General features: G+C 40.5%; 12 protein-coding genes. 10 read left to right on the top strand and 2 right to left on the bottom strand.

From position 1 onward, the window contains the following. Window positions 1-32: 32 nt before the first annotated feature. Genes MUN87_RS11675 through MUN87_RS11665 form a run of 3 tightly spaced genes read left to right on the top strand, consistent with a single transcriptional unit; the run spans window position 33 to window position 3,436 of the window. The gene (locus MUN87_RS11675; protein ID WP_244740297.1) at window positions 33-1,826 is read left to right on the top strand and encodes a sensor histidine kinase; all 1,794 of its coding nucleotides are present in this window, start codon (window positions 33-35) and stop codon (window positions 1,824-1,826) included. Between the two features lie 11 nt (window positions 1,827-1,837). Continuing rightward, complete coding sequence (locus MUN87_RS11670) at window positions 1,838-2,671, top strand: response regulator (protein ID WP_244740295.1); 834 nt, start codon at window positions 1,838-1,840, stop codon at window positions 2,669-2,671. Window positions 2,672-2,683: 12 nt separating this feature from the next. Next, a complete protein-coding gene (locus tag MUN87_RS11665; protein ID WP_244740294.1) occupies window positions 2,684-3,436 on the top strand; it encodes a helix-turn-helix transcriptional regulator in 753 nt (250 codons plus the stop codon). Between the two features lie 39 nt (window positions 3,437-3,475). On the opposite strand, the gene MUN87_RS11660 is transcribed toward MUN87_RS11665, so the two are convergent. Further along, on the bottom strand, window positions 3,476-3,805 hold the full coding sequence (locus MUN87_RS11660; RefSeq protein ID WP_244740292.1) for a winged helix-turn-helix transcriptional regulator: 330 nt from the start codon (window positions 3,803-3,805) through the stop codon (window positions 3,476-3,478). Between the two features lie 254 nt (window positions 3,806-4,059). On the opposite strand from MUN87_RS11660, the gene MUN87_RS11655 reads away from it, so the two are divergent. Beyond that, window positions 4,060-5,265: an MFS transporter gene (locus MUN87_RS11655; RefSeq protein ID WP_244740291.1), complete on the top strand. Its 1,206-nt coding sequence runs from the start codon at window positions 4,060-4,062 to the stop codon at window positions 5,263-5,265. A gap of 3 nt (window positions 5,266-5,268) precedes the next feature. Next, window positions 5,269-6,102, top strand: a complete 834-nt coding sequence (locus MUN87_RS11650; protein WP_244740289.1) for an aldo/keto reductase — start codon at window positions 5,269-5,271, stop codon at window positions 6,100-6,102. Between the two features lie 113 nt (window positions 6,103-6,215). Here MUN87_RS11650 and MUN87_RS11645 read toward each other — a convergent pair whose 3' ends face one another. Continuing rightward, the gene (locus MUN87_RS11645; RefSeq protein WP_244740287.1) at window positions 6,216-7,481 is read right to left on the bottom strand and encodes an FAD-binding protein; all 1,266 of its coding nucleotides are present in this window, start codon (window positions 7,479-7,481) and stop codon (window positions 6,216-6,218) included. Window positions 7,482-7,775: 294 nt separating this feature from the next. Between MUN87_RS11645 and MUN87_RS11640 the strand changes: the two genes are divergently transcribed. The 5 genes from MUN87_RS11640 to MUN87_RS11620 all read left to right on the top strand — a co-directional run bounded on the left by MUN87_RS11640 (window position 7,776) and on the right by MUN87_RS11620 (window position 13,891). After that, window positions 7,776-8,396, top strand: a complete 621-nt coding sequence (locus tag MUN87_RS11640) for a YesL family protein (RefSeq protein WP_244740285.1) — start codon at window positions 7,776-7,778, stop codon at window positions 8,394-8,396. Then, entirely contained in the window at window positions 8,397-9,728 is a 1,332-nt protein-coding gene (locus tag MUN87_RS11635) for an ABC transporter substrate-binding protein (protein ID WP_244740283.1), read from the top strand. A 65-nt stretch (window positions 9,729-9,793) separates the two neighbouring features. Continuing rightward, a complete protein-coding gene (locus tag MUN87_RS11630; RefSeq protein ID WP_439649626.1) occupies window positions 9,794-10,720 on the top strand; it encodes a carbohydrate ABC transporter permease in 927 nt (308 codons plus the stop codon). Next, the gene (locus MUN87_RS11625) at window positions 10,717-11,541 is read left to right on the top strand and encodes a carbohydrate ABC transporter permease (RefSeq protein WP_244740281.1); all 825 of its coding nucleotides are present in this window, start codon (window positions 10,717-10,719) and stop codon (window positions 11,539-11,541) included. The genes MUN87_RS11630 and MUN87_RS11625 overlap by 4 nt, the downstream gene beginning before the upstream one ends. 1,180 nt (window positions 11,542-12,721) lie before the next feature. Further along, the gene (locus MUN87_RS11620; protein ID WP_244740280.1) at window positions 12,722-13,891 is read left to right on the top strand and encodes a ParM/StbA family protein; all 1,170 of its coding nucleotides are present in this window, start codon (window positions 12,722-12,724) and stop codon (window positions 13,889-13,891) included. Window positions 13,892-13,894 lie beyond the last annotated feature (3 nt).

Below are 13,894 nucleotides of genomic sequence, written 5' to 3'. Positions count from 1 at the left end.
ATTATGCATTTGTTAGGAAGTGGTGTTGTATTGTGAAGAATTACTTACTTAAATTAAATCAACTGTCACTACGGACAAGGCTTATCATTGCCGTTATTTTATGCATTTTATTACCGTGGATAAGCACGTATCTGGTATCCAATTATTTCACAAAGGACGTGCTTGAGGAACGGGCGGCGAAACAGTCTGAAGATGACTTGCGCATGATTGAATCTGGTATTAAAAATATTTTAGACGATATGATGTACACGTCGAATTATATTCAGTTTGACACGAACATGAATAAATTACTCAAGAAGCAAGAATTAATTAAAGCAGATTCGCCTAGAGCATCGCAACAAACGGCCGTGAACTACCTGCATATCTCGAATGCGTTAGCAGGTTTGACCGATATGTTAACACCAGCCTATATTTCGATCCTTTTTAACAATGATTTATACTATACCAATTATTCAAGGGTTGATTTCAATCCGTTGCAATTCAAAGAGCAGGACTGGTTTGATAAGCTGGATAGCTTGAGCTTTTATGATACGTTATGGATCGGTGCTCACCAAAATTATATAAAGTCAGAAAGGAAGACAGATCCCTATCTAATTACAATAGGACGAAAAATTGAAAGTTCTACTTCATTGGATGCTTATCTGATTATTAGCTTTAAGGAAGAGCAAATAAAAGAAATTTTTGAGAATATGCAAAGTGACCACCATACAAAATTGTACCTGACTAACCAGTCTGGTGAGATTTATTCTAGTGTGGATAAGCAAGAGATTGGCGAAACATTACCTTACAACGTTTCAAAGAAATCCTATCAGGTTGTAGACTATCAAGATGAATCCCATTTACTTGTTTCCTATCCTGTATCGTATGCAGATTGGAGATTGGTTAGCCTGGTACCATATAAAAGCACCATTGGTTCGATAAATACTGTTACACGAACGACTATCCTGATTCAGGGCGGTTTTCTTGTGATTTTTCTAATTGGCTTAATTGTATTGGTACGAGAAATGACAAAGCCGTTGGTCAAATTAACGAATGTAACAAAATCTGTTGAGAAAGGCGATCTGTCAGCTAGGTTCGATATTCCTGGCAATCACGATGTCGCACAATTAGGTCATTCATTTAATCATATGCTTGATACGATTGAAACCATGATTGAACAAGTGCGGATCCAGGAAGAAACCAAAAGAAATGCAGAGCTGGATATGCTGCAAGCTCAGATTAATCCACATTTTTTATTTAATGTGTTAAATGCGATTCGTCTTCAAATAAAGATGAAGGGGGATGCGGATAGTGCAGCGGTGATTTATTCGTTGTCCGCATTACTTCGGATGACTATTAATCGCAATAATGCGTTCATCCCGTTAAATGAAGAGCTGTCTATTGTTCAGCACTATGTTGACTTGATGAATTTTCGACACCAGCATGATGTGAAATTGCTCCTCTCTGTAGATGAGCAAACCGCAATGAAAGAGGTGCCACGTTTTTTCTTACAGCCGATTATTGAGAACGCTATCATTCATGGTTATAATGAAAAGAAAGAGACGATAGAGATAGATGCTTTTCTGCAGGAGGATGGTTATCTCGAAATATTGGTTCAAGATAATGGAATTGGGATGGACACGGCAACCCTGCAAAAACTGCGTACTAAAATATCGGATACAACGTATGCCGATTGGAAGCGAAAGAATGCCCAATCGTTTAATGGTATCGGGCTGAAGAATGTATACCAACGGATGAAGCTGATATATGGGGATGCTTTTGATATGGTGATTGACAGTCTGGAAGGAGATGGAACGATAATTGTCTTTCGGATACCAGTGGAATGAGGAGGAAGAAGATGTATCGGGTAGTGTTAGTGGATGATGATGCACTGGTTATTGAGTTTCTGAGAAGAATGATACCATGGCAGCAATGTGGTTTTGAAGTGATAGCAAGCTTTAAAGATAGTCAGCAAGCATTAACATATTTAGAGAATAATAGCTTTGATGTGCTTATTACGGATATTGGGATGCCCAGGCTTAATGGCATTGAGCTAATCTCACAGTTAAGACAACAAAATATAACATCCTATAATATTATTCTTTCCTGTCATGATGAATTTCGTTTTGCTCAGCAAGCATTGAAGCTAGAGGCATATGATTATATATTGAAAGAATCGATGGAAGAAGAGCACTTAATGACGGTATTAGAACAATTAAAGGATACAATCGATCAGGATCGGTTATCTGTAAGCAAACAACATAAGCTGACAAAATTTCTGGAAGATAATAATGCTCTTTTAAAAGCAAAATTCCTTGAAAAAGTCATGCAGGAGGATCAGTTGCAGCATACGGATTGGCTGAAGGAACAGGAACAGTTATTAGGAATTAATTTTTGTCAGGAAGCTTATACAGTGGTACTAACGTATATTGATCAATATTATGATGCCATGGAGCATTATGCGAATGACACCATCCTTCAATTTGCTGTAAATAATATTGTCGAAGAAGTCCTAGGAGAATACCAGCAGCATGTGCAAGTGTTTTATTTAAAAGGAAGATTCCTCATGCTTTTTCCGAATGGTGCGGAAGGCATTCGTTATACAATGGAAAAGATACATGCTCATATGGAACAATTTCTACATATTAGTGTGACGTCTGTTGTGAGTGACGCGGATCTCCAGCATCAATAACTGATTGAGAATATGCGATTATTATTAAATAATAAAGATGAACGATTCTATTATCCACATACCAGTATACAGACCTTTCACCCTGCATCTTATAGTCAGGAAACACTGTTCACTAACTATGTAGTTTTTATTAAACAGTTGAAGGACCATATACTAATGGAAAAACAAGATCCACTTATGCAACTGCTATCAGACGAATTTGAGGCTATTAAGGATAAAAAATACGCTCCTGCTATGGTAAAGGATTGGGCAATGAAGGCCATTCTGGATATGAATATATCGTTGAACGCCTTGAGAGGTTTTAAAGCAGATTCTCTGGATACGATGACAGAGTATATAATGTACAAAGTAGAGACGATCGAACATCTGGAAAAGGTAATGAAAACTATTTTTAATCAGTTTATTGAACAGGTGAAGGAGCTGGATGTAACACAAAAAAATGAAGATATTGTTAAAGTGCAAAAATACGTACAAACCCATCTTGATAAGAAATTATCCTTAACAGCAGCTGCAGAACACCTGCATTTAAATGCCAGTTATTTTAGCAGAATGTTTAAGCAGGAGACAGGTGAGGGTTTCATTGAATACGTAACAAGACTAAAAATGGAAAAAGCATTGGAATTAGTAGATCATACAACAAAAAGCACTGAGGAAATTGCCTATGCATTAGGGTTTGAAACCAAAAGTTATTTTTTGAAATTGTTTAAGAAACATCATGGATTCTCTCCGAAGGATTACAGGTATCGGGAGGAAGCTCGGTTATAATAAAGAAGAGTGGAACAACGAAATAACCAGTTGTTCCACTCACATCATTTCTGCTTCTGTCTTCTCAATATGCTGTTCTCCCCATGAACAGAGCATTTGCATAGCCGGGCGTAGCGAATCACCATATTCGGTTAAGCCATATTCCACTTTTGGCGGCACCTGGTTGTATACCGTTCGCTTGACGACGCCATCTGCTTCTAATTCTCTTAATTGTTGTGTCAGCATTTTTTGGGTAATGTTCGGCATTCTCCGTTTCAGTTCACTTGTCCGCATAGTGCCGTGGTCGATCAAATGACAAAGAATAACCACTTTCCATTTACCGCCGATGACTTCTAAGGCGGCTTCTACGGGGATATTATATGTTTTCATTTCCAACTACTCCTTTCGCTAATCTTTTATCTATATTTATCATCGATTTTTCTCACATTTGGGAGCTTATGTATCATAACATGCTCCTTTTTATTTTTCTATAGTTAGAACTTACAGGTACTTTTCAGTGCCTACATTACTTTAAAGTGCGTACTTCCATTATGGTTGCTGCCGTTCTAGAATAGTGAAACAGGGTTTTGAAAGGCGCCTTCGAAATGCTGTCACATCTATGTTTGGAAGGGAAGGAATTATGTATGCATGCAACAACGATGGATCAGGCAGCAGCTAAATCAGGTAAGTTAGCTTTGATTGCGCTGGCGATCAGTGCTTTCGGAATAGGTACAACTGAATTCGTTCCGGTTGGTTTATTGTCTGCTATTGCCGATGATTTAACCATTTCAATCACGTTGGCTGGCTTGCTGATTTCTGGTTATGCGATTGGTGTAGCAGTCGGTGCGCCTGTTTTAACAGCATTAACGAATAAAATGAGCCGTAAAACTTTACTTATGGCACTTATGGTCCTGTTTATTATCGGTAATACGGTTGCCGGGCTGTCAACGAGCTTCGGCCTGTTACTGGCGGCTCGAATCATTACCGCTTTTTCTCATGGCATCTTTTTTTCAATTGGATCTACCATTGCAGCGGATCTGGTTCCTGAGCATAAGCGGGCTAGTGCGATTGCTTTTATGTTCACGGGTTTAACAGTCGCCACCGTCACTGGTGTGCCACTAGGTACCTTTATCGGACAAACCTTTGGCTGGCGAATGACCTTTTTAGCTGTGGCACTGCTTGGTGTAATTGGAATTATCGCAAGTTCTATATTAATTCCGAAACATTTAAAAGAAGCACCGCCAGCAACGTTTCGTGATCAGGTAAGGATTGTGACGAACCGTCGTTTATTACTGACTTTTGCCATTACTGCGTTAGGCTACGGTGGGACATTCGTTGTCTTCACTTATTTAACCCCATTATTACAGGAAGTGACCGGCTTCAGTGCGAAATGGGTCAGTGTGATTCTGCTTCTATATGGTATTGCGGTAGCAGTCGGTAACGTTATTGGTGGTAAAGCATCGGATAAAAACCCATTGCGTGCATTGCTGTGGATGTTCGTACTCCAGGCTATCGTGTTATTGATGTTAACCTTTGCCGCACCTGCCAAAATAACGGGATTAATCGTGATTTTTTTAATGGGATTATTCGCCTTCATGAATGTGCCAGGCTTGCAGTTGTTAGTGGTTCATTTTGCAGAAAAATATGTGCCGTCTGCTGTTGGAGTAGCGTCGGCTTTAAATATTGCCGCCTTTAATATCGGGATCGCGATTGGTTCGTCTGTTGGCGGAATGATTGTCGACGGTATTGGTCTGGAACACACGCCTTGGATTGGCGCAATTATGGTAACGGGAGCCGTGGCGTTGACTCTGTGGCTGCAGCTAATAGAACGAAACAAAGAGGAGGATTAAGAAATGACAGTGAAAATGTTAAATAATGGAGTGGAAATGCCGGAAATAGGATACGGTGTATTTCGAGTAGAAGAAGGGGAAGCATTGGAAGATGCGGTGAAAACCGCCATTAAATCAGGGTATCGCAGTATCGATACGGCTTCGATCTATGGCAATGAACGTAGTGTAGGTAAAGGAATCCAACAGGCAATAGCGGAAGGGATCGTGACAAGAGAAGAGTTGTTTGTTACTTCGAAAGTATGGAATGATGGTCTTAGCTATCAGGATACGATCGCGGCATATGAGGAAAGTCTTGCAAAAATGGGATTGGCATATCTTGATTTGTATTTAATTCATTGGCCGGGAAATCAACAATTCCTGGAGCCGTGGACAGCATTTGAAACGTTATATAAAGAGGGGCGTGTCAAAGCAATTGGCGTAAGTAATTTCCAAGTTCATCATCTGGAACAGTTAATGGAAGAGGCTGACGTGACACCTGCTGTGAATCAGATTGAGTTCCATCCTAAGCTGACTCAGCAAGAGGTTAGAGCGTATTGTGAAACACAAGGGATTCAAGTAGAAGCATGGTCGCCATTAATGAATGCGGAGCTGTTAACTAATGAGACAATTGGCAAGATAGCCCAGGCACATGGCAAATCAGCAGCACAAATTATTTTACGCTGGGATTTGCAGCATGGTGTGGTGACTATACCAAAATCAATGACACCTTCACGAATAAAGGAAAATCTCGAGGTCTACGAGTTCCAGCTTACCGATCTTGAGATGCAACAACTCGATGCGTTGAACGAGAATAAACGCAGTGGACCAGATCCGGATCAGTTTCATTTCAAGATGTAACGATAGAAAAGAGCCGTCTACCTTGTTAGACGGCTCATTCTATAGGCAGCTATCGTTTAGCCTGTTTTGTCTATAAAACGACAAAATATTTCCCAGGTAATGAAACCGATATGTTACTCACCAAAAATGTATTGATTTAAAAAGGCGTTGCGGAATTTTCCGTTTGGATCGTATTTTTGCAGCAATGATCGGAATTCCGGCAATTTTGGATATTGAGCTTGTACTAGTGCTGGTGCCATGGTGAAGAGCTTGCCCCAATGCGGACGAGGCTCAAATGCTTCCAAGGCTTTTTCAATTTCTGGTAGAACTTGCTGAACACGTTCCCAGTCATCTTTCCAAGTAAAGTGGATACCAATCGAGTCTTGCTGATAGTTCATGCTCATCCAGAGATCGTCCTGGGCAATAGAACGGAGCTCGCAGACATAGAGTAACGGTGATATTTTCCCGCCAAGCTGACCGACTGCTGTTACTGCATCGACAATGTGCTGGCGGGGAATAATATACTCTGTTTGTAATTCTTTTCCACTGCTCGGTGTGAAATTCATTCGGAAGTGAGGCATCCGATCGTGCCAAATCCCGGCTACGCCTAATTGATCTGTACAATGTTCAGCACCGTGGCCGGCAATTGGGTGCATTTTTTCCGTTGCAAGAGTTGCTCCAAATAAGGCAGGCGCTGCTTGAGCAGATGCACCTTCTGCAACTTTTTCTTTTTGCCATACTTGGTTGAACCCAGGGCTGCTCCAATCTGTAAAAAGACTGACACTGTAAGCACTGGCGAAGATTTCTTCAACATGCTCTTCAAAAGAAGCGAGTGTCAGGTTGTGATAGACATTTTGTTTGATGTGGTATTCAGGTACCAAGTCCAAGGTAAGCTTGGTAATGACTCCGAATCCGCCAAGTCCAACAACGAGCGCTTTCAGTGTTTCTTCGTCGTCTTTTCGTGAAAGATGAACCAGCTCTCCATTGGCATCGACAAATTCGATAGCGCTGACAATTGTCGCCAGATTGCCGTTACGATCACCGGAACCATGCGTTGCCGTCATACATGCGCCCGCAACAGATATGTGCGGAAGCGATGCCAAGTTATGAAGTGCTAATCCAGTACCTTCTAAGTATAACGACAAATCACTATATTTCATGCCAGCTTCGACGGTTATCGTTTGTGCTTCTTTATTAAATGCTATTACCTGATTGAGGTGCTCAAGTGACATCATATGATGCTCGGAATCAGCGATGCTGTTGAAAGAATGCCGGCTGCCCACCACTTTTATATGATTACATTCCTTAACTAGCTGTTGAATGTCTGCTACATCTTTCGGTGTATGCCAGTTCGTTGTGCTGTACGTGTAATTTCCTGCCCAATTTTGCTGTTTTTCCATGGTTCTTCTGCTCCTTTATCAATCTTTTTGTTATGTAATGAATGGGTTTACATTCGATGGTGCTGAAAAAGGTTTTTCTCTTAGTATTAGGATAGCATGGAATCAAAGAAAATACATGAACAAACTATTAATGATAGAGTGGAGAACTGTCGATATAGTAGAAACAGAAAAAGTCTGATTTTGTTGATTCATCTGTTTATCTGTTTGTATTTGTTGACTTGTGTTTGTTTCTGTTATAAAGTATCCAATGTAACCAGCTTTTTATAGAAATAGAAAATGAAGGGATAATCTAATATGAAAGAATCTGTGATTTTAGTTGGGTGCAATTGGGTTGTACGTTTGGCTTATATAAATGTCTTATGGTGTGTGTTTACCATGCTTGGTGGTATTATCTTTGGATGGGCACCTGCCACTGTCTCTTCATTTACTATCATGAGGAGGTGGATGGAAAAGGAAGAGTTCCGCATTCTTCCGTACTTTTGGAAGATCTATAAGAAAGAATTTTTACAAGCAAATGCAAGCGGTTTAATAAATCTGGTAATCTTTATAATCTTACTCACAAATCTCCTCATACTCTCGAATACTTCGAGCCTGTTAACGCCAGTTTTTATCATCGGCAATTGGTCCCTGTTCCTGTTATTTACGATATTTATGCTGATATTCTATGTGGTGTACACGTTTGTAGAGGGGAGTACTCTATTGAAATACCAGCAAGCACTATTTTTCTCGATTTCGAGATTACCGATCTCTCTATTAATCTTGCTTGTCAATGCGTCTTGGGTCTGGATATTGTTTCAGTTTCCAGGTTTAATTCTACTGTTTAGTGTAAGCGTTTCTTTATTATTTACGTTTGTTTTAGCCAGATTTTCCTGGTTGAACATGATAGCGAACTATTACAAAGGGAGTGCAATCTGAATGCGAAAATCTAGTAAACTATTCCTGTTATTCAGTGTTTTGATAGCGATAACATTGTTTGGATGCAGTAATAACACAGAAGAAACTGCCGGAGCAACAGAGATTCCAGAGAATCCGGAAGATGTATCAGGAGAAATTACCGTATGGGCCTGGGCACTTGAGGCAGACTTCTTGAATTCGATCATTGAAGATTTTAATCAAACGTATCCGAACGTGACGGTTAACATTAACAAGCAAGGTCCGGATCAGATTTTTCAACGATTGGTAACTGGTTTAGGCTCTGGCCAGGAGAGTCAGCTGCCGGACTTAGTCCAAATACAAGATACGGATATTGCCTCATTTACGAGCAAGTTTCCTGATTCTTTTGTGAACCTAAGTGAAGTAGGGTTTAGCGAGCATGATGGATCTTTTGCCGAGTCCAAACAAGAGATGGTAAAAGATGCGGATGGCAACTATATTGCTTTTCCACGTGATTTAGGTCCTGTCGGTGTATTTTATCGGAAGGATATTTTTGAACAAGCAGGTGTAGATGCCGAATCTATAAAAACGTGGGACGACTATATCGAAGCAGGCGAAGTCATTATGGAAGAAACAGGAGTGCCGATGCTAGGACTTGCATTAAACCAGCAAGTAGCTTTGGCAAGATTTATGATTCATCAGCAGGAAACGTTCTACTTCACGGATGAAGGGGAATTAAATGTAGGATCGGACGAGTTACGAAAGGCAGCGGAAAAAATCAAAGAAATGAGCGATAAAGGGATTACGACGAATGTAACGGATTCAGAAGGTCAGATGGCTGCGATCAAAAATGATGGTGTTGCAACTGTACCTAATTCTGTCTGGTACAACGGTTCATTGATGGACCAGGCACCGGAATTATCAGGGGAGTGGGGGACATTTGCATTACCTGCTTTTGAAGAAGGTGGCGTCCGCGCTGCCAATAGTGGTGGTTCAAGCTTTGCCATACCGAATTCGTCCTCAAACAAGGAAGCAGCTTACGTATTTGGTGAATTTCTCTCTACCAATGTTGATATGGAGGTAAAAGGACTGCAGGAATTTGGTCTGTTCCCATCGTTAGAAGCAGCTTACGACGATCCAGTATTCGAAGAGGGCTTAGAATACTTTGACGGTGAAAAATTCTATCAACAATTTGCTGATATCGCGGTGAACATCCCACAGGTTACCTATACCGGTGATTATCCAGAAGTGGATGATACGGTTAATGAAGAAATGGCCAATATGCTGTTAAATGACGGAAACCCGGAAGAAATGCAGCAAAGATTGGTTGAACGGATTGAAGCAAGTACAGGGGAAGAGGATGTAAATCAATAGAGATGGTCGTTAGCAGCTAGTCTGCTAATGATTTAACTAAGATATCCAACGAAAGGATGGGAATTGTGAAGAATTCTTCTTATGGAGAAGCAGTTAATGAGTCAGTCGGGAAAAATACTGGCAGCAAGCGATCCTTTGATAATCCGCGTAATGCACCCTATATTTTCTTAATGCCGGCATTACTATTTTTCTTGTTGTTCACTGGCTATCCGATTGTGTATTCCTTTATCTTAAGCTTGCAGCAGTCAGAAGGGAATGTGACGACATTTGCTGGTTTAGATAATTATATTCGGCTGTTTCAGGATCCGATTTTTTATGAATCGCTGAGTAATACCTTGATTATCTTAGTGCTTCAAGTACCGATTATGTTATTCTTCGCGCTGATATTAGCGGTATTAATGAATTCGACCATGTTAAAGGCAAAAGGATTTTTCCGTGTTGCTTATTTCTCGCCTGCAGTCGCGTCGCTAGTATCAGCAGCGGTTATCTTCTTGCTGCTATTAAATCCGGATTACGGCTTAATCAATTACTTATTGTCCTTTATCGGGATTGATAAAATCGGCTGGCTGAATCATCCGGTTTGGGCAAAGATATCGATCGTGCTCGTCATGATCTGGAGATGGACGGGCTATAACATGGTTATTTTACTAGCAGGTATGCAAAATATTTCAAATGATTTGTATGAAGCAGCTCGCATCGATGGAGCAGGAAAGGTACGACAGTTCTTCTCGATTACGATTCCGCAGCTAAAACCAGTTATTTTATTTACGGCGATTGTCTCAACGATCGGAACGTTGCAGCTGTTCGATGAACCTTACAACCTCACAGGTGGTGGACCTGTTAATGCAACGACAACGATTACGATGTATTTGTATCAGAATGCCTTTGAATATTTTGACTTCGAATATGCTTCTGCCATTGCGTATGTGGTGGTCGTATTAATCGCTGTGCTGTCATTCATACAATTTAAACTGGCAGGTGATGATGAATGAGAGTAAGTGGTCTGCAAAAAACGCTTTTCTATACGGTATTGATTTTGCTAGTGCTTCTGACGATTGGTCCGTATTACTGGATGCTGGTAGGGGCAACGAATCCGACCGGTAACATGTTAAATACACCACCGAGTTTTATACCGGGTGATTATTTTATGGAGAATTTAAGAAGCTTATTGAGTCAAATTGATATTTGGCGATCGTTATTCAATTCGGCGGTAACGGCAGTGAGCTTCACGTTCATCAGTGGTATTATCTGTGCGGCGGCTGGTTTCGCTTTTGCAAAGTATCAATTTAAAGGAAGAAATATTATTTTCGCCTTGTTTCTATTATCGATGATGGTGCCGTATCAGGCGTTGGTTGTGCCGCAATTCCAATTATTTGCGAGCTTTAATTTGCTGAATTCCTATACTGCGATTATTTTGCCGCAAATTGCCTATCCATTCGCGATATTTCTTATGAGGCAGAACATGCAATCGATTCCGACTGCGCTGATCGAGGCAGCGAGAATTGATGGCAGCAGTGAAACAGGGATTTTCTTTAAAATTGTATTGCCAACGATGGTACCGGCAATCGCTGCTGTTTCTATTTTCTTATTCACTCATCAATGGAACAACTTCTTGTGGCCGCTGATTACGATTACGACTCAGGATATGTATACCTTGCCTGTTGCACTGGCTACACTCGCTGGGCTGGAAACAGTCGATTACGGTGTATTAATGATGGGTGCGGCGATATCTGTATTGCCGATATTTATCGCCTTTCTATTCTTGCAGCGCTATTTCATAGCAGGGATAATTGGCGGATCTGTTAAGGAATAAATGGACACGACCTCCCTTTGTCTACAGGTATCGATCTGTAGCGAAGGGGGGATTTTTGTTACTGTTATCAGGCGTAATACCACCCGCTTCAAGATTCGAGAGATAAGAAAAACCGGGCATACACCACCCGGTCCTAATTGACTTCATTAATAAACAACTTCCTATAATATGGATTATGTCAAATGGAACTGTCTGACATGGAGTCAATTATGATAGTTTTCATCTGCTTAGCAAAGCTCCGGAAATAGGCTCCGCGTCCTGTGGGCACGGCTTCAGCTAACTTATGAAAGAAAATTCTTTTCTTTCATAAGTGGATCTTCAGCTCGCGCTGTTTCCACGGGAGTCTCCGCCTATTTCCTACGCTTGAGGGAAGTGCTACAACTTATGTAACAGTGAAAAGCAGCAGTGCTAGGCATTATCCATATTAAAGATGAGGTATAGACACTAAAGGATACCGATCAAAATATTAGCTGTATTATTAGTTGTAGAGCAAAGCCATAGCGTAGGCCAACCACGTAGACTCCCGCGGGACAGGCAGGCGCTGAAGATCCACTTTGTGAAGTGCCCTTCTTCACAAAGTTAGCTTCAGCCGTGCCCCGCAGGACGCGAAGTGGTTGGACGGAGCGGTATTCAAGCACATAAAAAATCTCAATATGGATACTTGGCTAGTAATGCTTAGTTGACATAATCCATATTATAGGAACTAAAATTCATGTTCCATATGATTACTGCTGTTACCGCACTTTTATACTTTCTTGACTGATAAATAAGAAGCTAAGCGGGGGATAAAGGACGATAATTTCCTGATAAGTTTCGCTAGCAACACTTTAAAAAATTGGGAATTACTAAGCAGTGCAGCAATTCACAGATGAAATTATTGCCAGGATTATTAAAAAACAGTCACAATTTAATGACGTTTGCATTTCAGTTTTCTTGCAAACATTGTCGTTTACGCTATACACAAATAAGCTTGCACGTATACAAACATGTACACAAAACGTCCGAAAGGCTTGTACATAGGTTTGTAAACGTGTAAGCCTTTTTTGTATACAAATTTTGTTTTTTCAAAAAGATTACGGTTGTCTTTCTTTTTAGCTGAAGGCATTGATGAAAAGCGAATAATCCCATATCCTTTGAAGTATGACGTTTTAATAGAACTTCATGAAAGGAAGGATAAAGAATGAGTCAAACAAGATTAGCAGCGATAGACGTAGGTAATGATTCTGTTAAGGCAATTTTTGGAGAAATGGAAAGAGAGGTTCATCTTCCTAATATCATCGCAAGAGATACGGAAGACCGTCCTGTTATTGGAATAGAAGATTTAGATGAGAAAGATCCTGCAGATGGGTTACATATTCGTATACATTCACCAGCACTGAAAGAGAACAACGCTATTTACCGGGTAGGGAATCTAGCAACGAAAGCTAGCAATTCTACTGAGCTAGATCCTGGCAGCAGCAAATCAGAAGAGGATCAAACGTTGGTCATGCTGTTATCAACAATTGCGTTAGATGCAGCAAAAGCGTATACTTCAAGCTCCAATCAAGTAATTGATGCCAATTATACGCTAGGGACAGGTTTACCTCTACGTGAAGTGAAGGAAGGCAAGGATGCTGGTTATCGTTCTAAGCTGATGGGATCCGTTCACCAAGTGGAATTCCTGGTAACGCCACAGCATCAAGGTAAGAAAATCAACATTCGCTTTGATGAAGCAAAAGTCTATCCGGAAGGCTTCGCTGCATTCATTAACCTTGTAATGGACAAGGATTTGAAAATTATCAACAAAAAACTAATCGATAAGCAAATCCTGATTCAAGATATCGGTGGCCTTTCCACAGATATAGCCGTTATCCGCAATCGTACTGTCGATGATGATAAAGCACAAGGCTTTAACCTTGGAGTATCTGAATCTCTTGAGACGATTCGTGAAGAAATCTTTACGAAACACGGTGTAGAATTAGACAGCCGTCGTGATGTAGTAGACATTATTACGAGAAAGAATGATCGAAATCACATCATGGTTAAAGGCAGCCGAACGAGCGTACATGATACGACAGATAGACTATTGCTGGAATTAGCGAAGAAGCAGTATCGCCTGTTACGTAATGTATGGCAAAAGAACTCCCAATCAGAAATTTGTTATTTCGTTGGCGGTGGTTCTAATGTCCTCAAAGAATATATAAAGACTTTAAACAACAACCTGGACGGCTATAACATTGAATTCTTTGAAGATGAAAAAGAAAGTATCTGGATGATGGCGAATGCTTATTATAAACTGGTTATGGAGTATTTAATTAAAACAGAAGATACGCGGAAAGAGAAGAAAGAATCACAACCGCAACAATCATAAGGT

This window comes from Gracilibacillus salinarum (assembly GCF_022919575.1).
GTDB classification, from domain to species: Bacteria; Bacillota; Bacilli; order Bacillales; family Amphibacillaceae; genus Gracilibacillus; species Gracilibacillus salinarum.
Note: the sequence above shows the minus strand (reverse complement) of the source record. Positions and strands in the feature narration are given on the sequence as shown.

Bases quoted from the DNA above. Each gene is read 5' to 3' on its own strand.
- MUN87_RS11635 (WP_244740283.1), top strand. From the start codon at position 8,397: ATGCGAAAATCTAGTAAACTATTCCTGTTATTCAGTGTTTTGATAGCG.
- MUN87_RS11640 (WP_244740285.1), top strand. From the start codon at position 7,776: ATGAAAGAATCTGTGATTTTAGTTGGGTGCAATTGGGTTGTACGTTTG.
- MUN87_RS11660 (WP_244740292.1), bottom strand. From the start codon at position 3,805: ATGAAAACATATAATATCCCCGTAGAAGCCGCCTTAGAAGTCATCGGC.
- MUN87_RS11620 (WP_244740280.1), top strand. From the start codon at position 12,722: ATGAGTCAAACAAGATTAGCAGCGATAGACGTAGGTAATGATTCTGTT.
- MUN87_RS11670 (WP_244740295.1), top strand. From the start codon at position 1,838: ATGTATCGGGTAGTGTTAGTGGATGATGATGCACTGGTTATTGAGTTT.
- MUN87_RS11645 (WP_244740287.1), bottom strand. From the start codon at position 7,481: ATGGAAAAACAGCAAAATTGGGCAGGAAATTACACGTACAGCACAACG.
- MUN87_RS11650 (WP_244740289.1), top strand. From the start codon at position 5,269: ATGACAGTGAAAATGTTAAATAATGGAGTGGAAATGCCGGAAATAGGA.
- MUN87_RS11625 (WP_244740281.1), top strand. From the start codon at position 10,717: ATGAGAGTAAGTGGTCTGCAAAAAACGCTTTTCTATACGGTATTGATT.
- MUN87_RS11655 (WP_244740291.1), top strand. From the start codon at position 4,060: ATGCATGCAACAACGATGGATCAGGCAGCAGCTAAATCAGGTAAGTTA.
- MUN87_RS11665 (WP_244740294.1), top strand. From the start codon at position 2,684: ATGCGATTATTATTAAATAATAAAGATGAACGATTCTATTATCCACAT.